Source organism: Streptomyces sp. NPDC096152 (assembly GCF_044763235.1).
In the GTDB taxonomy this organism is placed as follows: domain Bacteria; phylum Actinomycetota; class Actinomycetes; order Streptomycetales; family Streptomycetaceae; genus Streptomyces.
Genome location: NZ_JBIWFW010000007.1, coordinates 412773 through 431341 on the forward strand (window position 1 = coordinate 412773; position 18569 = coordinate 431341).

Annotated in this window: 12 protein-coding genes and 1 pseudogene; 8 read left to right on the plus strand and 5 right to left on the minus strand. The window is 73.8% G+C overall.

The window, feature by feature from the left end:
- The first annotated feature begins 39 nt into the window (after positions 1-39).
- Complete coding sequence (locus ACIQ9G_RS25245) at positions 40-1356, plus strand: sensor histidine kinase (RefSeq protein WP_403613493.1); 1317 nt, start codon at positions 40-42, stop codon at positions 1354-1356.
- 14 nt (positions 1357-1370) lie between these two features.
- Here ACIQ9G_RS25245 and ACIQ9G_RS25250 read toward each other — a convergent pair whose 3' ends face one another.
- Together ACIQ9G_RS25250 and ACIQ9G_RS25255 are read right to left on the minus strand one after the other, a co-directional pair.
- The gene (locus ACIQ9G_RS25250) at positions 1371-1904 is read right to left on the minus strand and encodes an SUKH-3 domain-containing protein (RefSeq protein WP_403613496.1); all 534 of its coding nucleotides are present in this window, start codon (positions 1902-1904) and stop codon (positions 1371-1373) included.
- A 101-nt stretch (positions 1905-2005) separates the two neighbouring features.
- Positions 2006-2530 carry a YwqJ-related putative deaminase gene (locus ACIQ9G_RS25255; RefSeq protein WP_403613499.1) on the minus strand — a complete coding sequence of 175 codons (525 nt, stop codon included), beginning with the start codon at positions 2528-2530 and terminating at the stop codon, positions 2006-2008.
- Between the two features lie 286 nt (positions 2531-2816).
- On the opposite strand from ACIQ9G_RS25255, the gene ACIQ9G_RS25260 reads away from it, so the two are divergent.
- The 3 genes from ACIQ9G_RS25260 (at position 2817) to ACIQ9G_RS25270 (ending at position 7987) form a co-directional block, all read left to right on the plus strand.
- Positions 2817-3815, plus strand: a complete 999-nt coding sequence (locus ACIQ9G_RS25260; protein ID WP_403613501.1) for an SMI1/KNR4 family protein — start codon at positions 2817-2819, stop codon at positions 3813-3815.
- Between the two features lie 8 nt (positions 3816-3823).
- Positions 3824-6889, plus strand: coding sequence for an SUKH-4 family immunity protein (locus tag ACIQ9G_RS25265; protein ID WP_403613504.1), 3066 nt, complete (start codon positions 3824-3826; stop codon positions 6887-6889).
- A gap of 210 nt (positions 6890-7099) precedes the next feature.
- A complete protein-coding gene (locus tag ACIQ9G_RS25270; RefSeq protein ID WP_403613508.1) occupies positions 7100-7987 on the plus strand; it encodes a cellulose-binding protein in 888 nt (295 codons plus the stop codon).
- Positions 7988-8080: 93 nt separating this feature from the next.
- On the opposite strand, the gene ACIQ9G_RS25275 is transcribed toward ACIQ9G_RS25270, so the two are convergent.
- A complete protein-coding gene (locus ACIQ9G_RS25275) occupies positions 8081-9694 on the minus strand; it encodes a cation acetate symporter (protein WP_403613510.1) in 1614 nt (537 codons plus the stop codon).
- Complete coding sequence (locus ACIQ9G_RS25280; RefSeq protein WP_403613513.1) at positions 9691-10236, minus strand: DUF485 domain-containing protein; 546 nt, start codon at positions 10234-10236, stop codon at positions 9691-9693. The genes ACIQ9G_RS25275 and ACIQ9G_RS25280 overlap by 4 nt, the downstream gene beginning before the upstream one ends.
- A 291-nt stretch (positions 10237-10527) precedes the next feature.
- On the opposite strand from ACIQ9G_RS25280, the gene ACIQ9G_RS25285 reads away from it, so the two are divergent.
- From ACIQ9G_RS25285 to ACIQ9G_RS25300, 4 genes are read left to right on the plus strand one after another with little or no spacing between them, the layout of a single operon-like run.
- Positions 10528-11496: a toll/interleukin-1 receptor domain-containing protein gene (locus ACIQ9G_RS25285; RefSeq protein ID WP_403613516.1), complete on the plus strand. Its 969-nt coding sequence runs from the start codon at positions 10528-10530 to the stop codon at positions 11494-11496.
- 6 nt (positions 11497-11502) lie between these two features.
- Positions 11503-13122, plus strand: a complete 1620-nt coding sequence (locus ACIQ9G_RS25290) for a hypothetical protein (RefSeq protein WP_403613518.1) — start codon at positions 11503-11505, stop codon at positions 13120-13122.
- Between the two features lie 8 nt (positions 13123-13130).
- Positions 13131-14192: an AAA family ATPase gene (locus tag ACIQ9G_RS25295; RefSeq protein WP_403613521.1), complete on the plus strand. Its 1062-nt coding sequence runs from the start codon at positions 13131-13133 to the stop codon at positions 14190-14192.
- 16 nt (positions 14193-14208) lie between these two features.
- Complete coding sequence (locus ACIQ9G_RS25300) at positions 14209-18096, plus strand: SAV_2336 N-terminal domain-related protein (protein WP_403613524.1); 3888 nt, start codon at positions 14209-14211, stop codon at positions 18094-18096.
- Here ACIQ9G_RS25300 and ACIQ9G_RS25305 read toward each other — a convergent pair.
- Positions 18093-18284: pseudogene (locus tag ACIQ9G_RS25305) on the minus strand (DUF397 domain-containing protein); the annotation flags it as partial. The gene ACIQ9G_RS25300 and the pseudogene ACIQ9G_RS25305 overlap by 4 nt on opposite strands.
- Between the last annotated feature and the right edge of the window lie 285 nt (positions 18285-18569).

An 18569-nucleotide genomic window follows, 5' to 3' on the forward strand; every position in this document is an offset into this window, starting at 1 on the left:
CGCCGGAAAAGCCGGGGGCGGCGCCCGTAGGCTGGAGGCATGACCACGACGGGGGAAGACCGCGCGGCGGCCGTGACCGGGCCGTGGTGGTGGGCGCGGTGGCGCAGTGCGGCGCTGGACGGGAGTCTCGCGCTGGTGTCCGCTCTGGAGTGCGGGGCGGAGGGGATTCCGTTCGCGCGGGACGCGGGGATCCCGGTGTCGGCGGGGATCGTGTTCGGTCTGGTGGCCGGGTCCGTGCTGCTGGTCCGGCGGCGGTGGCCGATCGCCGTCGTGCTGGTGTCGATCGCCGTCACGCCGGCCCAGATGGGTTTCCTGATGGGCATCGTCGGCCTGTACACGCTGGCGGCGTGCGAGTTGCCGCGTCGGATCATCGCGTCGCTGGCCGGGATGTCGCTGCTGGGCACGATGATCGTGACGTTCGTGCGGGCGCGGCAGGACATGGCGCGGGGGGATCTGACCCTGGGGGACTGGTTCGTGCCGTTCGCCGCCGTCACCACCTCGCTGGGGCTGACGGCTCCTCCTGTGCTGCTCGGGCTGTACGTCGGTGCGCGGCGCCGGCTGATGGAGAGTCTGCGGGAGCGGGCGGACAGCCTGGAGCGGGAGTTGCAGCTGCTGGCGGAGCGGGCCGAGGAGCGGGCGGAGTGGGCGCGGGGTGAGGAGCGGACGCGGATCGCGCGGGAGATGCACGACGTGGTCGCTCATCGGGTGAGTCTGATGGTGGTGCACGCGGCGGCGTTGCAGGCGGTGGCGCGCAAGGATCCGGACAAGGCGGTGAAGAACGCCGCGCTGGTGGGGGACATGGGGCGGCAGGCGTTGACCGAGTTGCGGGAGATGCTCGGGGTGCTGCGCAGTGGGGAGGGTCGGGGGCGGCGTGAGCCGGCGGCGGTGCCGCTTGTCGCGGTGGGTGTGGCGGCGGCTGCGGCGGCGTCCCGGGGTGCGGGTGAGGAGCCGGGTGCCGAGGGGCCGTGGTTGTCGGAGCTGGACGAGTTGATCGGGCAGTCGGCGGCGGCGGGGATGGTGGTGAACCTGTCGGTGGAGGGGGAGTCGCGGTCGTATGCGGCGGAGGTGGAGCAGACCGCGTACCGGGTGGTGCAGGAGGCGTTGACGAACGTCCACAAGCATGCGGCGGGGGCGAAGACGCGGGTGCGGTTGGCGCACCGGGTGTCGGAGATCGCGATGCAGGTGGAGAACGAGCCGCCGCCGGAGCCGGGGTCGGCGTCGGCCGCGCGGCTGCCGTCGGGGGGGAACGGTCTGCTCGGGATGAGGGAGCGGGTGGCGGCGCTGGGCGGGGTGTTCGTGTCGGGGCCGACGGATGCGGGGGGTTTTCGGGTGTCGGCGGTGATTCCGGCGTCGTAGGGCCGGTTGGTGGTTCAGCCTGCGGTCAGGCGGGTGGGTTCGGTGCCGGAGACGAGGGCGGTGAGGGCCTGGTCGATGTCGGGGCCGAGGTACCAGTCGCCGGTGTGGTCGAGGGCGTAGACGCGGCCTTCGGTGTCGATGGCGAGGAGGGACCGGGTTTCGGTCTCGGTGCCGAGGGGGCAGACCTCGCTGTCCAGGGCGCGGCCGAGGTCGCCGAGGGTGCGGGCCAGGTGGAGGCCGTACAGGGGGTCGAGGTGGAGGGTGGTGGGGGCGATCTGGCGGCCGGGTCCGGTGGGGGTGATGTGGAGGCCGCCGAATTCGGCCCAGGCTTCGACGGCGGCGGGGAAGACCGTGTGGCGGTGTCCGGCGGGTGAGGTGTGGTCGCGCAGGGTGTCGGCCCAGATCTCGGCCTGTTTTATGTCCCAGCGTCCGGGTTGCCAGCCTGCGGCGCGCAGGGCGGCGTCGACGGGTACGGCGAAGCGGGATGGGGGTCCCCCCTGCTCGAGCGGAGTCGAGAGCTTGGGGGAAGAGGTGCGGTCGGTGTGCATCTGCCCTATGTTCGCCCGTTCTTGCCTGTGTGTGTCTGTGCGTCGGTGAAACTGTGCGTCTGTTCGTTTGTTCGTCGTGGTTCGCCTGTGGGTTCCGGGTGTCAGGCGTCGGTGGTGGCGGGGTCGACGATGCGGACGCCGAAGTGGGCGCTGAGTGCGGTGCAGGCCCGGCAGGGGGTGGCGAAGCTGCCGTGCAGGGGGTCGCCGGCCTCGCGGATGTGGCGGGCGGTGAGTTTGGCCTGCTTGAGTGCTTTGCGGGCTTCGCCGTTGGTCATGGGTTTGCGTGCGGCGCGTTTGCTGCGGGCCGCGTCGGCGCCTGTGATGTGCCGGGAGATGAGGATGGTCTCCGCGCAGCGGCCGGTGAAGCGGTCGCGCTGGGTGCTGGTGAGGGTGTCGAGGAAGTCCTGGACGAGCGGGTGGAGCGCGGGGGGCTGGTCGCCGCGGGCGGCGGTGCCGGTGAGGGTGGCGCCGCGGACGGAGAGGGCGGCGGCGACGGTGGGGAGTATGCCGTCGCGGCGGTGCCGCAGGGCGGGCGCGTGGGGGGTTTCGGCGCTGCTCCAGCCGATTCGCGGGTCGCCGGATGCGCTGGTGTGCGGTCCCGTCTGCGTCGCGTTCATGATCATCATCCCCTCCCGAGCATCCCCCGGAAAAAGACAGACTGCCAAATGCCTTGGCTGGTGCGGAAGCTGGGGCGGTGCGACACGCCCGGGCCGGGGCGGTTGGTCACGCGGGGGTGACGGCTGGTCACGGAGGTGGAGGCCCGGTGACCGGTGAAGCGGTACCGCATAGGCTGTCGGCACCGCGATCGGTGCGGTCAACGCGTTGGAGAGAAGTAGTCGATACGGGCAGTGGTGGGCCGGCGCAGGAGCCGGTGGCCGCGGGCCGTACAGAGTGCCGCAGGGGGCAACCGCCATGACGACAGGTCGGCTCGGGCAGCAAGCCGCGCCGCCGAACGCGGCCTATGCAGGGCAGGTCGTGCACTTCCCGGATCCGGTCCGGGCCGCCCGCCACCCGAGGGGGGTGCGGATGGACGAGCGCGGTTATCCCGACTTCTCGCCGTACGCGCGGGCGGTGGCGGAGATCGCGGATCCGCCGGAGGGTTTCGGTGTCGACGAGCTGCGGCTGACGGACTACGTGTCGGCGAACGCGGCGCTGGCCGCGACGGGTCACGAGTTGTGGGACACCGTGCCGGATGTGGCGACGCCGCACGGCTGGACGTGGCACCACGTGTCGGGTGGCCGCCGGCTGGAGCTGGTGCCGGTCGAGGTGAAGGCGTTGCTGCGGCACCACGGCGGGATCGCGACCGCGAGGGTCGACCAGACGAAGCGGGGCACGCGGCCGTTGCAGGAGACGCGTCCGGCGCACTTCGGGCTGCCGAAGTCGGGCGTGGCGGTCTCCGAGCAGGCGGTGCAGGGGGTCGAGGAGGATCTGGGGTACCGGCTGCCGGGCGCGTACCGCTCGTTCCTCAAGGCGGCGGGCGGTTGCGCGCCGGTCGGGACGGCGCTGGACGCGGAGTTGGGGCTGCTGGTCGACCAGCCGTTCTTCACGGTGCGTGAGGAGGCGGCGGTCAACGACCTGGTGTACGTGAACAAGTGTCTGCGCGACCATCTGACGAAGGACTATCTGGGGGTCGCGTTCGTGCAGGGCGGGCTGCTCGCGGTGAAGGTGCGGGGCGAGCGGCAGGGGTCGGTGTGGTTCTGCGCGTACGACGACGCGCGTGACGTGGATCCGTCGTGGTCGCCCGCGGAGCGGGTGGAGCGGCTGCTGCTGCCGTGCGCTGCGGACTTCGACGCGTTCCTGTCCCGGCTGGCGGGTTCTCCGCCGGAGTTGGAGACGGTGGCGAATCTGATGGTGGACGGCGGTTTCGCGCGGGTCGTGCCCGTCTCTTCCGTGTCGTCGGTGGGGGAGTGAGCTGAGCGATGGTGACCTTCGCGCAGGCGCAGGAGCGCGCCGAGGAGTGGATCAACGGGGATGTGCCCTCGTACCAGCACCGTGAGGTGCGGGTGCGGGAGTTCGAGCTCGGTTTCGTGGTGTGGGCCGAGGACCGTGCGGACGGGCCGCGTTCGGACGGGGGCGCGCAGCGGCTGGTGATCGCGCGGGACAGCGGGGAGGCGACGTTGTGGCCGTCGCTGCCGGTGGGTGAGGTGATCCGCCGGTACGAGGAGGAGTACGGCCGTCCGGACGTGCCCGCCGAGCCGGCGCCGGCGCCTGCGGCGCGGGTGGATCTGAACCAGACGTCGTTCCTGCTGAGTCCGCCGGAGTGGTTGCAGGAGGCGGCGGACAAGCTGGGGATTCCCGACCGGCGGGCCGGGGCCGCGTCCGGGACGGTCGCCGGTGCCGGGGCCGGAAGTGGTGCCGGGTCGGCTTCTGACGCCGGGGTCGCTGCCGGGTCGGCTGCCGGTTCCGCTGCCGGTGCCGGTGGGGTTTCGGGCGTGGCCGGGGGCGGGGCGCTGCCCGAGACGCAGGCCGGGGTGCCGACCGGTTCCCCCGCGTCGAGCGGTGCGGCGTGGCCGGCCGCCGACGGGGGTGCGGGCGACGCCGGTGCGCCGTCCGGGAGCGGCGCGGGTGCGCCGGGGGCTCTGTCCGGGATGGGTGCGGGTGCGCCGGGGGCTCCGGCGGGGGCCACGCCGTGGGCGGGTACGGACACCAACGCCGATGCGGGGGACGACCGTTCCGTGCCGCTGCCCGCGACGGTGTTCGCGCCGCAGCTGAGCGACTCCGGCGACGACACCCCGCCGCCCTCGTCCGTGCCGGACGCCAAGACGGCGCTGATGGCCGGTGGCAGCCGGCTTCCGCGTACGGCCATGGCACCGGCGCTCGACGACCCGGCCGCACAGCACGCACAGCAACAGCACGCACAGCACGCACCGGGCGCACCGGGTGGGCCTGGCGCGTCCCAGGGCGGTACGCCGCCTCCGCCGCCCGGCGCTCCGGTTCCGCCTCCGGGCGGTCCGCAGGGCACGCCTCCGCCGCCCGGCGCGTCCTCGTACGGGTATCCGCAGGGGCCGGGCGGGTCCGCGGCCGCGCCGCCGGCTCCGGGTGGTCCGGCCGGTCCGGGGCGCCCGCTCGCGCCGAACGCCGGGGACATCGCCGACGCCGCGACCAGCAAGGCGGCGCCTCCGCCGCGCCGTGGACACGGTGGCGGGTCGGCGCCGCCTCCGCCGCCGGGTGCCCCGGGGACGCCGGGCGCGCGGCCGGGCGGTACGCCCGCGCCGGGCACACCTCCGCCGCCGGGTGCTCCCGCGGGCGGGTATGTGCGGACCCAGCTCGTGTCGTCGCTCGGTCCCGACGGCCCCGAGGGCGCCGCCGGTCCGGGCACGCCTCCGCCGCCGGGTGCCCCGCAGCCGCCCGGTGCTCCGGGTGCTCCAGGTGTTCCGGGCACGCCGAATACGCCTGGTGGTACGCCTCCGGGTGGGGTCCACCACGCGGCCACGATGCTGGCCGATCCCAGTCAGCTCGGCGGTGCCCCGCAGCCTCCGGGTCTCCCCGGCCCGCCCGGCGCCCCCGGAGGTCCGGGCGCGCAGGGTGTCCCGGGCGCTCCCCATGCCCCGCAGCCGCCCGGCCCGCCCGGCGTCCCGGGTGCCCCGCAGCCGCCCGGTGCTCCGGGTGCCCCGGGTGTTCCGGGCGCGCCGAACACGCCTGGTGGTACGCCTCCGGGTGGGGTCCACCACGCGGCCACGATGCTGGCCGATCCCAGTCAGCTCGGCGGTGCCCCGCAGCCTCCGGGTCCCCCCGGCCCGCCCGGCGCCCCCGGTGCTCCGGGCGCGCCCGGGATGCCCCCGGGTGCCCCGCAGCCGCCCGGTGCGATGCCTCCCCCTGGCGCGATGCCCCCGCCCGGTGCGATGCCTCCCCCTGGTGCGATGCCTCCGCCGGGACAGCCCATGCCGGGCCGGCCACCCGCGCCCGGTCAGCACGTGCCCGGTCAGCCCCCGGTGCCCGGTCAGCCCATGCCGGGCCAGCCGCCCGTCCCCGGGCAGCAGCCCCCGGCGTACGGCTATCCGCAGCAGGGGCAGCCGGTCGTCGGCCCCGGCTATCAGGCCGTGCTGCGCTACCGCGCGCAGGACGGGTCGGAGCAGCAGCTGATCCGGCGGTCCGCGCCGGGCACGCCGCACCCGGAGTGGCAGATCTTCCACGAGCTGCGCGCCATGAACGTGCCGCCGAACCAGGTGCTGGAGCTGCACACCGAGCTGGAGTCGTGCGAGCTGCCCGGCGCCTACTGCGCGCGGATGATCCGCGAGCAGTGGCCGCAGGCGCGTATCGCGTCGATCGCGCCGTACGGCACGGACCACGCGAGCCGGCAGCAGGGGATGCGGCAACTGCTCGCGCACCAGGGTGAGTTGCACCAGGTCGCCGACGGTCCGGCGCGGCCGGGGCCGGTGCGGGCGCCGCTGTCGCCGGTGCAGCCCGCGCCGCCGGTTCCGCCGGAGGCGATCGGGCAGGAGCTGGCCGGTGCCTTCGGGCCGGGTGTGTTCCGGTTCGAGCAGGCGGCGGTCTCCCGGCAGGGTGTGCCGCCGATCGTCGCGCACACGCTGGTGGCGGCCGGTCTGCCGGTGGACATGGGCCCGTTCTTCTGGGCGCAGGCCCAGCCGGGCCGTCCGGTGCCGACGCTGGCGGAGCTGGCGGCCGAGCGTGGCGTGCAGCCGGCGCCGGACGCGGGCTCGTACCTGGTCATGGGCAGCGACTTCGGCCGGGCGATCTGTGTGCAGTACGGCACGGCGAACATCGTCGCGGTGCCCGTGGAGGCGGGGCCGGGCGGTACGTCCGTACCGCCGCAGTTCGTGAACACGGGCCTGCCCGAGTTCGCGCGCTGTCTGGCGCTGCTCGGGCGGATGTGGCGGCTGCGGTACGGGCTGAACCAGGAGCAGGCGGGCCGCTGGACCGTCGACTTCCAGGCCCAGCTCGCCGCTCTGGACCCTGCGGCGCTGGGTTCGCCGGAGAGCTGGTGGTCGGTGCTGCTGGAGCAGATGTGGGACGGGCTGCTGTGACCCGCTGAGGCGGGTGCGAAGGGGCCGGGCCCGGTCGGACGACCGGGCCCGGCCCCTTTTTGTTCACCGCGGCTCGGCTCTCGCCGGTATCCGGCATCACCCCTTGCCCGGAGTGTCGCGTTATGAACATTTATGCCCGATACCTCAAGATGTGCGCGACGTCGGCTGGCGGCGTCCGTGCGGCGGGGGTCCGGCGGAAGGGGTTCCAGGATGGGCAGCACACCGGTGTCACCTCACGGCTTCGCGGCCGTACGGGGACGCGGCTACCGGCCGGAGCAGGCCGACGCCTGGGTGGCGGCCCTCTCCGACGACCGGGACGCCGCCTGGGAGCGCGCCGCGCGGCTGACCGTCCTCGCCAAGGACATGGAGGCGGAGGCCCTCGCCCTGCGGGAGACCGTGGCGCGGCTCGCCCCGCAGACGTACGCGGCCCTCGGTGAGGGCGCCCGGCTGCTTTACGAGCTGGGGCAGCGGGAGGCGCAGGAGGTGCGGGAGCGCGCCCGGCGGGAGGCGCGGCACGTGGTGGACGAGGCGCGGGCGGACGCGGAGGCCGTGCTCGAAGCGGCCCGGACGCACGCCGAGGCCGTGCGGACGGCGGCCGAGGAGACCGCCCGGCAGCGGCTGCTGGCGGCGCGCGCGGAGGCCGACGAGATCCGGATCTCGGTGCGGCGCGAGGTGCGGGAGGGCCGGGGCGAGGCGCTGGCCGCACTGCGGGAGGTGCGGCACCGCGTCTGCGGGATGCTCGCCGAGCAGTCCCGCGAGCACGCCGAGCGGTGGGCCGAGGCGGAGCGGGAGTTGGCCGGGCGGCAGGCCGCGCTGGAGGAGGAGTACGCCGGGCGCGTGGTGGCCGCCGAGGCGGCGCTGGCCGAGGCGGCCGAGGTGCTCGCCGCCGCGGAGGAGGCGGCGCGGCGGGCACCGGAGGAGGCGGGGGTGCGGGCGGCGGAGGTCCTGGCCGAGGCCCGGGCGCGCGAGGAGCGGATCGGCCGGGAGACCGAGGAGGTGCTGCGGGAGCACGGTGAGATGTGGGACGACGTGCGCGCGCAGATGGACTCGGTGCGGGACAGCATCACCGCCCTCACCGGGCGGGCGTGGGCCGAGTAGCCGAGCGGAGGACGGCGGGTTCGTTCGGCGGGAGTGCCCCCGGACCGCGCCTCCGGCCGTCCGTCGGCCCGGGCCACGCCCGCCGCCCGTCGCTCAACCGCCCCTGCGCACCGCGCCCGCCAGGATCCAGCCCTCGACCGCCTCGTACTGCCGGCGTTGTTCCTCGGCCTTAGCGCGGCCCGAGGCCAGTGTGCCGAGCCAGCCGAAGAGGAAGCCCAGGGGGATGGAGACCAGGCCGGTCGTGGTGAAGGGGAAGAAGTTGAAGTCGGCGTCGGGGAAGGCCGACACCGGTGAGCCGGAGACCAGGTTGGTGCCCGGCATCAGCAGCAGCACCGCCAGTGTGCCGCCGATGAGCGTGCACAGCAGGCCCGTTCGGGTGTAGCGGCGCCAGAAGAGGCTGTAGACCAGGGCGGGGGCGATGGCGGAGGCGCCCAGGCAGAAGCTCAGCGTCACCAGCGGCTGCAGGCTGCGGTGCTGGACCAGGACGGCCAGCAGGATCGTGGGGATGCCGACCGCCAGCGCGGAGACGCGGGCCAGGGTCATCTCGCGGCGCGCCGACATCTCCCGCACCCGGGCCGCGAACACGTCGTGGGCGAGGGAGTTCGCGCAGGCCAGGATCATCCCGGCGACGGAGGCGAGCAGGGTCAGGAACAGCGCCGTCGTGACGGTGGTGAACAGGAAGCTCTCCGCCGGCGAGACCTCCGCGCCGAACACCGCCCGGCTGCCCAGCAGATAGGCCGTGTTGCCCTGCGGGTCGGCCTGCGCGATGACCCCGCGCCCGATCAGCGCCGTCGCGCCGAACCCGACGACCGTGACCACCAGCACGAACAGTGCCACGCTCGACACCGCCCAGGACATCGACCGCCGTACCTGCCGGGCGCTGGAGGCGGTGTACATGCGCATGGTGATGTGCGGCAGGCAGGCGCCGCCGAGGACGACCGTCAGCTCCGAACTGATCATGTCCAGGCGGGGGTTGGCGCCACCGGCGAACTCCAGGCCCGAGTGGAGGAAGGCGGGCCCGACCCCGCTGCGCTGCGCCGCCGCGGCGAACAGCGCGCCCGGGTCCCAGTCGAACCGCCGCAGGATCAGTACGGCGACCACCGCGCCCGAGCCGAGCAGCATCACGATCTTCAGGATCTGGATGAGGGCCGTGCCCTTCATTCCTCCGATCGCCGCGTAGCTGATCATCAGCACGCCGAGGCCGATCACGCAGCCCGTCTTCAGCCAGTCGCCGGAGAAGCCGAGGATGAAGGCCAGCAGCTGTCCGGTGCCGGCCAGTTGCACCAGCATCAGCGGCACCAGCGCGGCGATGGTCACCGCGCACGCCGCGATGCGCGCCGACCGCCCCGGCATCCGGCGCGCCAGGACGTCGCCCATGGTGAACCGGCCCGCGTTGCGCAGCGGTTCGGCCAGCAGGAACATCATCAGCATCAGCGACAGGGCCGTGCTGAGCGCCAGCACGATCCCGTCGTAGCCGCACAGGGCGATCACGCCGCCCGTGCCGAGCACGGAGGCCGCGGAGATGTAGTCGCCCGCGATCGCCAGGCCGTTGCGTACCGGGGACAGGGAGCCGTAGCCGGTGTAGAACTCGTCGAGGTCGTCGCGGTCCGGGCCGGTCATCACGCACAGCAGCAGCGTGACCGTGGCCACGGACGTGAACGCCACCAGGGACATCGTCTGGGCCGACCCGCTGAACTGCGTCGTCATCGGGTGGCCTCCCGCTTCGAGTCCAGCTCCGCCTGTTTGCGGATACGGCCGGCGATCGGGTCGACGTACCGGCGCGCGGTGTGCTCGTAGAGGACTATCGCCAGCCAGGTGACGGGGAGCTGGAGCAGGGCGAGCAGCAGTCCGAGGGGCAGGCCGTCGGTGACGGTGGTGGTCATGAGCGACGGCGCGAACGCCGAGAAGACCAGGAACAGCGTGAAGTACCCGAGCGCGGTGAGCGTGGCCACCCGGCGCTGCCGGCGGTAGGCGCCGCGCAGGATCCGCAGGTCGCTGTGGTGCCCCAGCGCGGGCCGGCGCGGCTGCCGCCGGTGATCGAGTCCGGGTTCGGGCTCGGGCGGTGACGGCTGCCAGGGGTAGGTGGGGCGGGCCGCGTCGGCCGGGTGGGGCGCGTAGGCCTGGTACGGCGGTGAGGCCTCGTGCGAGGGATGAGGGCGCGACGGGGACGCGTCGTGCGGTCGGTACGGGTACGACGATGACGCGTCGTGTGGTCTATATGGGTACGGCGGGAACGAGTCGTAGGACATCCCGGTACTCCTTGCGCGGCTCGGGTCCGGTGCGGCGGACTGCAGGGAGGGGGGTGAGCGGTGCCCGCACGCTACTCGGCCAACCGGGCGGGCGCGGGCTTTTCGCCAAACTATCCGGTCGGTATGCGCTTTCTGCGCGGAGTCGGGGGGCGGCCTCGGGGGTTACCCGCGTTAAGTCAGTCTTTTGGGCCGTGTGGCCGGGTGCTCCGGAGCCAAATGGCTGACCCCCCGTCGCCGGTGGGCCATCATGGATCCACTCGTGGTGGTGCGTAGGAGCAAGGGGGAGGCCACATGAGTGGGCTGCCGTCACCGGGCCGGGTGTTCATCTCGTACGCGCACGACGACGACGGGCATGTCGGCAAGGTCCGGGACCTGTACCGCTTACTGCGTTCCGCGGGTGTCGACGCGGACCTCGACCTGCCCGCCGGGGAGCGCCGCCAGGACTGGGCGCTGTGGATGCTGCGCGGCATCCGCGACAGCCGGCGGGTGATCGTCGTCGCCTCGCCCGCGTACAAGCGTCGCGCGGAGGGCGACGCCCTGCCCGGCGAGGGTGCGGGCGTGCAGTGGGAGGCCCTCCTGCTGCGGAACCTGGTGTACGCGGACCCGACGGCCGCGCTGGACCGGATCGTCCCCGTCGTCCTGCCCGGCGGTTCCCCTGCCGATCTGCCGCTGTGGCTGGGCGGCAGCACCACCGCGCACTGCACCGTGCGCGAGTTCAGCGCCGACGGCGCGGAGAAGCTGCTGCGGCTGCTGACCGGGCAGCCGTTCGAGACGGTGCCGGAGCTGGGGCGGGTGCCCCGGCTGCCCACGCGGGACGAGACCGTGGCGGCTGCGTCCGCGCCGGCCGTCGACACGCTGAGCCCGCCCGTGCCCGCCACCACTCCGGTGCCTGCCCCGCAGTCGCTCCCGCTCCCGCCCTCGCAGCCGCCGCCCGCCGCCTTCGTCTTGCCCGAGCAGCAGGACCTGCTCGACGCCCTCCTGGCCTGCCCGGCCCTGCACCAGCTCGCCGCGCGGCACGAACTCCTGCTCCTCATGGGTGAGTTACTCGGCCTCGACCACCCCTTCGACGTGCCGGAGTCCCCGCACACCCGGACCCACCTGCGCGCCCTGTGCCGCCGTGTCGAACGGACGACCCTGACGGCCGACGCGGCGCTGAAGGCGATGTGTCTCGCCCTGGAGGAGATCGCGCCGGACGACATCGGCACCAAGCGGGTGCGGGACCTCCTCGTCTCCTGCGGACTCGTGCTCGGGGAGGAGTGAGTGTCCGTGTTGAGCCGGTTCGGCCGCGGGTGGCCGGCTGCTCCGTGGAAGACGCACCGGCAGCTCGTGGACATGCTGCTCGGCGTAGCAGAACTGCACCGGTTGAGCACCCGCCACGAACTCCTGGCCCTGATGGGCGAACACCTCGGCCTCGGCAAGCCGTTCTCCGTGTCCGAGAGCGCCGAGACCCGCACCCACCTGCGCGCCGTCGTCCGCGCCGCCGCCCGGGACGACGCGGCCCTGGAGGCCTTGCGGGACGCGCTGGAGGACATCGTCCCGGACGACATCGACGCCGCGTGGTTCCGGCTCGCGGTCACGGTCCTGACCGCGACCGCCGAACCGCCGCTGCCCACCAGGTGGATGCTCGGCCTGGTCGGTGAACTCCGGTCGCTTCCAGCGGACTTCGGAAGAACCGCGGTGTCCCGGTATCTGACCGAGCGCCGCGCCGCCGGTCGCCCGGTGGACGGACGCACGCTGCCGCTGGTGCTGCTCCGCCTCTACGACGCACGGGTGCCCGCCGCCGACCCCGGCGCCGCGCGCAGGGAACTGCTCGGCTTTCTGCGGCGGCTGGACGCCGAGCCCGGCCGCAGCCCCCGGCTCGCCCATCTCCTCGGCCGGATCCCGGGCGAGGAGACCAAGGCCCTCGACGTGGCGGCCGCCGGGGCGTCCGCGTGCGCCGGGGGACAGGCGGGCACCGGGCGCCAGGTCATCATCCAGATACGGGTCGAGGAGGAGGACGCCCCCAGCGACCTGCCGTACACCCAGCGCCGCTACTCGCTGCGCGGTCTCCACTACGAGGGCACGGGAAGCGCCCGGCCGGAGTTCCACTGCTCCTGGGACTGGCCCGGCCTGTTCACCGGTGAGGAACTGGCCCAGCGCGGGCGCGAATTCCTGGCCGCCTGGCGAGCGCAGGAGGCGGTCGAATGGGGGCCGGGCAATCGGGTGGAGTTCCTGCTGCCGGACTCGCTCCTCGGCTATCCGGCCGAGCTGTGGTCCGGCGGATCGGCCGGCCGGCCGCTCAGCCGCGCCTGCCAGGTTGTCGTACGGTCACTGCGCCGCTACAAGGACAACTCCCTCCACGAGGTGTGGGCCCGGCGGTGGCGGATGCTCGACGGCGACCGCCCACCCGGTGACGCGCTCAAGCGCATCGGCTGGATGAGCCCCGACGACCATGGGACGGCGGCCCGAGCCGGCGAGGACGGCCTGCCGGAGGACTTCGGCTGCCCCGACAGCGCCTACCCGCCCCTGCGCCTGACCGACCCGGCCGAGGTGGAGGACTGGCTGCGGCTGCACGCCGACCTGGCCTGCCTGGGCCTCGGCAGGCCCTACGACCCCCACGACGAACTCATCCGGGAGGCCGTGCTCGACGCCCTCCTGGAGGACGGGATCCCCGTGATGGTCTGGCGCCGCGACGCGGGTGATCCCACCCACCTGGTGGACGCCCTGCGCGCGGACGGGCCGCCCGCCCTGCTGGCCGAACTTCCCGACAGCGTGATGAAGGCGCGCAAGCGCGAGCGGCGCAATCCGCACAGCGTCGGCAAACAGATCACCCTGCTGTGGGACGACCCCACATGTGTCTTCCGCGGACAGGACGGCCAGATGTCCGGCACTCAAGGGGCCGGTTGAGGAGCAGCATGACGCAGACACAGGACTGGTGGGTCTACGAGGGCACCGGCACTCCGCACCACGGAATCCGCCGGCTGCCCCCGGCACCCCCGTGGCGGGCCTTCCGGCACGGCGGGGACGCACCCCAGCGGCGGCTCCCCCCGCCCTCGGCGGCCGGGGACGACGCCGTCCAGCGCCACCTCGGGCGCGCCGGACAGGGCGCCGCCTACCAGGCCGGTGAGCGCGAGATCCACCTCGTCAACCTCGCCCTGCACCTGCGCCGCCCGCTGCTGCTCACCGGCAAGCCCGGCACCGGCAAGTCCACCCTCGCCTACGCCGTCGCGCACGAACTGGGGCTGGGGCCGGTGCTGCGCTGGGCGATCACCAGCCGCTCCACCCTCAAGGACGGGCTCTACGAGTACGACGCCGTGGGCCGCCTCTACGACGCCGGGCTGCGCAACGCGGGCGCCCTGGCGACCGGTACCGGAGCGACGCCCGAACCGCCCGACATCGGCAAGTACCTGTGGCTCGGGCCGCTCGGCACGGCCCTGCTGCCCTGGCAGCGGCCCCGGGTCCTGCTCATCGACGAGATCGACAAGTCCGACATGGACTTCCCCAACGACCTGCTGAACGTCTTCGAGGAGGGCGAGTTCGTCATCCCGGAACTGGCCCGGCTCGGCCGCAGGCCGCAGCGGGTGATGACCGCCGACCGGCAGGAGGTGGACGTCAGCGGGGGCGCGGTGGCCTGCACCGAGTTCCCCTTCGTGGTGCTGACCAGCAACGAGGAGCGGGAGTTCCCGATGGCGTTCCTGCGCCGCTGCGTCCGGCTGGAGATCGGGGTCGCCGACAAGGACCGGCTGACCGGCATGGTCGCCGCGCACCTCGGCGCTCCCGGCCCCGGCGGCAACGGCTCCGCCGAGGTCCGGGCCCGGATCATCGCCCAGTTCCTGGAACGGCAGCAGACGGTGGGCACGCTCGCCAACGACCAGCTCCTCAACGCGCTGCTCATGGCGGAACGCGGCCTGTGGGACAACGAGACCGGACGGGCCCTGCTCGACGACGACCTGTTGCGGCCGCTGGACCGGGGCTGAGCGGGCCGTGACGGGGGTGTCGAGGTTCAGGGCGAGCGCCGCGCCGGGCGGAGGACGGCCCGGGGCGCGGGCCGGGAAGGGCGCCAGACTGGGGGACGCGCCCGGCGAAGAGCGGGCCGCGCCGGGCGGTGAGCGGGCGGCGCCGCCCGACGCCGTCCTGCGCGAGGAGCTCGCCCGCCTCCTGGCCGCCGAGCGCGCGCCGGACGCGACCGACGCCCTGGACGCGCTCTGGATCGCCCGGCTCAGCGGCCTCGACCCGGTCGACTGGACGCACCTCGGCCCAAGCACCGACACCTCGGCCCCCGCTCCGTCCGCCGACCCGCTGCCCCCGGCCCCGCCGGACGACCGGCTCGCCCCCGATCCCCGGCCCGAAGAGCCGACGGCCCAGCTCCACCTTCCCGGCGGCACCGACGGCACCGCCCCGGCCCGCCCGGGCGGCGCCCACGCCATCCGCGTCGCCCAGCCGCCGGCCCTCCCCAACCCCCTCTGCCTGACCCGGGCGCTGCGCCCCTTGCGTCATTGGGTGCCTTCCGCGCACGCCCGCGTCCTGGACGTCGAGGCCACGGCGGCGGCCTCCGGGGAAACCGGACTGCTGCTGCCCGTTCTGCGCCCCGCCGCCGAACGCCGGTTCTCCGTCGACCTGCTGATCGACACCGGCACCACCATGACCGTCTGGCACCGCCTCGCCGGTGAACTGCGCACCCTGCTCGCCCGGCACGGCGCCTTCGCCGACGTCCGCGCCTGGGCCCTGCACACCGACGGCCCCGAGCCGACGCTGGCACCGTTCAGGTCCGGCACCCGCGCCGCCTCGCCCACCCGCCGCTGGCGCCAGGCCCTCGCCGATCCCGCCGGCCGCCGCGCCGTCCTGGTCCTCACCAACGCCGTCGGCCCCGCCTGGTACGGCACCGAACTGCCCGCCGCCCTCGCCGACTGGTCCCGCCGCCGCCCCGTCGCCGCGCTCCAGGTGCTGCCCAGCCGCCTGTGGCACCGCACCGCCCTGGGCACGTCCTCCGTCCGGGCCCGGGGCACGGAAGCGGCCTCCGCCACGATCGAGGTCCGCTCCTCGGGCCCGCTGCCCGGTATCGCCCGGGGCCGTGCGGGCGCCGCCGACCGGGAGCGCATCCGCTGGCTGCCGGTGATGGAGGCCGACGACGCCTGGCTCGCCCCGTGGGCCCGGCTGGTCTCCGGTCGCACGACGGACTGGGTCCCGCTGCACGCCGCCCCGCTCACCGTCGTCGCACGCCCCCGTCCCCTCACCGCGTCCGAGGAACCGGCCACCCCGGCAGCCTGGGTCGAGCACTTCGAGGAGGGCTACTCACCGGAGGCCTTCCGCCTGCTGCGCCTGCTGGCCGCCGCCCCGCTGAGCCTGCCGGTGATGCGGCTCGTCCAGCGCGCCATGCTCCCGTCGTCCACGCCCATGCACCTCGCCGAGATCTTCCTCTCCGGCCTCCTCGTCCGCCGCACCCCGCCCGGGCCCGGCGAGGACCCCGACCGCGTGCTCTACGACTTCCGGCCCGGCGTCCGGGACGCGCTGCTGGGCCGTCTCACCCGCACGGAGTCGCTGCGCGTGCTGCGCCGGGTCCTCGACGGTGTCAGCGAGCGCGTGGCGGCGACGCTGGGCGGAGTGACCGACTTCGGCGCCCTGGTGGCAGCGGTGGAGGCGGAGGGCGACGGCGCCTTGGACGGCCTCGAACTCCCCGAGGAGAGCCGCGCGTTCGCCGAGGTCGCGGTGGCGGTGATCGGCGGGGTCGGCGGGGACTACAAGGAGGTGGCGGCGCGGCTGGGGGCGCGGGGGAGCGGGGCGGCGGCGCGGGGGGCGCCTGCGGAGGCGGAGCCGGAACCGGAGCCGGAGGTGGTCGAGGGACGGAGGTCGCGGTGGTTGCCTTGGCGGCGGAAGAGGGGGCGCGACTGGTCGCTGACCGTGGATCGGTCGGGGATCACGATCAACTTCGAGGACCGCTCGCCTCGGCGCAGTCTCCCGCCTCTTGCGCCGACCTACGTCCACCGGCACGAGGCAGACGAAATCGTCAGGGGGTTGCGCGCGACCACTCCTCCTGCCGTGGCAGCATCCGGGGGCTACCCGCGTCGGCGTCCTGCGACGTGGATGATCGAGGGAGCGCAGGGCGTGGGCAAGACAATGCTGGCCATCGACTGTGCACATCGACTGGCCGGGCACTTCACCTGGATTTGGTGGATCCGGGCCCACAGCCGCGAGGTCCTGCTGGACGAACTGAACACCCTTGCCGATGATCTCGGCGTTCCCTCTGCGAAGCCCGGGTCCGATCCCCTCCAACGCATGGTGGATCTTTGGAAGCACCTGAGATCCCATCCTGGCTGGCTGCTGATCTATGACGACATCACCCCGCAGACAATTCAGTCGGACCGTCCTGCCTCGCACAGTGGGTGGGATCTCTGCCTGCCGCCGCAGGAGTACGGGGCACTGCTGGTGACCCTCTCGGAGGGAACGAGGTGGCCCGGCTCGACGTACGTGAGCCTGAATCTGGGAGATCTGAACCGAGACGAGGCCACTTCCTATCTGGCGAAGTCCCTTGAGTCCCAGCACGGCGAGTTGTGGCACACCTTTGCCGAACTGACCGACCTCGTGGATGTGGCGGGAGGAAACCTGCGGCGACTGTCTGGGATCGGTGCGATGCTCAAGGCGGACCGCCGACCGGTCGGCGACTATCTCTATGAAGTGCTCGCGGGCCGGGTAGGGGACAAGTTCCTGCGGTCGCTCGTCTGGATCAGCAGGGACGGTGAGTTCCTCGGCACTGGCGTCGCCGTGAAGCCCGACGTCGTACTCGCGGTCCGGCGCGATCCCATCACGGGCTGGCGGTTGCGCGTCCACCGTCAGGACGGCACGGACTTGACCGCTGTTGAGGGACGACTTGGAAGAGAGGGTCCCGGTCGCCTGATGCGCGTGGATCTTGTCGAGGGCGCCCTTCCGACCACGCCACTCGCGCCCGCGGACAGCAGCCCGGCGATTGCCGGGTGGTACGAGCGGCACGAGCGCACGGGAGCCCCGGTGCTCACCCTGCGTCCTGCCTCGTCCAAGAACCACCCTCCTCCGGGCGCGGTGCTGATCGACGCGGACGGCAGACTGTGTTCCGTCGTCGCGTGGTCGGCAGGGGGCCCTACGAGGGTGGCTGTCACCCTCGAGGTCATCGATCCCCATGAGCCGGCCATTGATGAACGTGATCAGGATGCTCCACGCCGGCTGCTGGTGTGGCCCTCTCCGGACGTCGACACGCAGCAGGCGCTGAGCGACCGCGGCTACCTGCCGGTGATCGTGCACTCCCGAGAGGAGGTCGACGCGCAGATCGCCTCCTTCCCCGCCGCCCTGTTCGTCGACCCGCTGACCGGGCCGATCACGCGCACCGCGCTGGTGTCGATGCGGCAGGCCGCAGTCGCCGCCGGGGTCCCCGTGCTGTTGACCGCGGGACTCGGACAGGCCACCCGCGAGGCGGCGTACGGCGCCGATCCCGCCGTCCTGCTGAAGGCGCTCGCCCCGCGCGACAGCGAGCAGCACGCGCCGCGCGTCCTGCTGATCGAGGAGCACGCGGAGATCGCGCTGGCGCTGACCAGGTCGTTGGAGCGGCGCGGGATGCAGGTGGCGCGGGCGACGGCCGCCGACGCGATGATCGTGGCCAGCGAACTACGCCCGAATCTGGTCTGCATGGACCTGATGCAGGTGCACCAGGAGCGCTACAGGATCGTCCACTGGCTGCGAGAGTACGGGTTCCTCAACCGCACCCCGATCGTCGCCTACACGGCCGCCGTCGAGCAGGCGGACCTGCCACGTCTGGCCTCCGGCGAGACGGTGCTGTTCCTCGCTGAGCACGCCAACAGCCGCCAGGTGCGGGACCGCGTCGTGGAGTTGCTGGCCCGGATCGGCTTCGACTAGCGGGCGAGCCAGGAGGCGAACGCCGTCCAGGACGGCGCCGAGAAGACGATCGCCGGGCCGGTGGGGTTCTTGCTGTCGCGGACGGGGACGTGGGTGGGGCGGGCGGCGTCGTTCACTTCGAGGCAGTTGCCGCCGCTCTCGCCGCTGTACGTCGACTTGCGCCACGCCGTCACTTCGAGGCAGTTGCCGGCGGGGCGGTTCCCGCCCTGTGAGTGCCCCCGGTGCGAGGGCCGCGGACGGAGGTGACCGCCGGACGGTGAGGAGGAAGGGGGCCGTCCGGCGGCTTCCCGCTTGCCCCTGACGCGGCGGGAGGGTGGAGGCTGCGTGGGCCGGAGGGTGGAGGCGACCCTGAGAAGGCCTCCACCCGTCGGTGGACGGCCCCTAGGGGTACCTCCGTACCTGGGGTCGGGGAGGGTTCGTACCGGCGGAGGACGAGGAGGCCGGGGCCTCCTCCTTAACCTGGCTTTACGCCG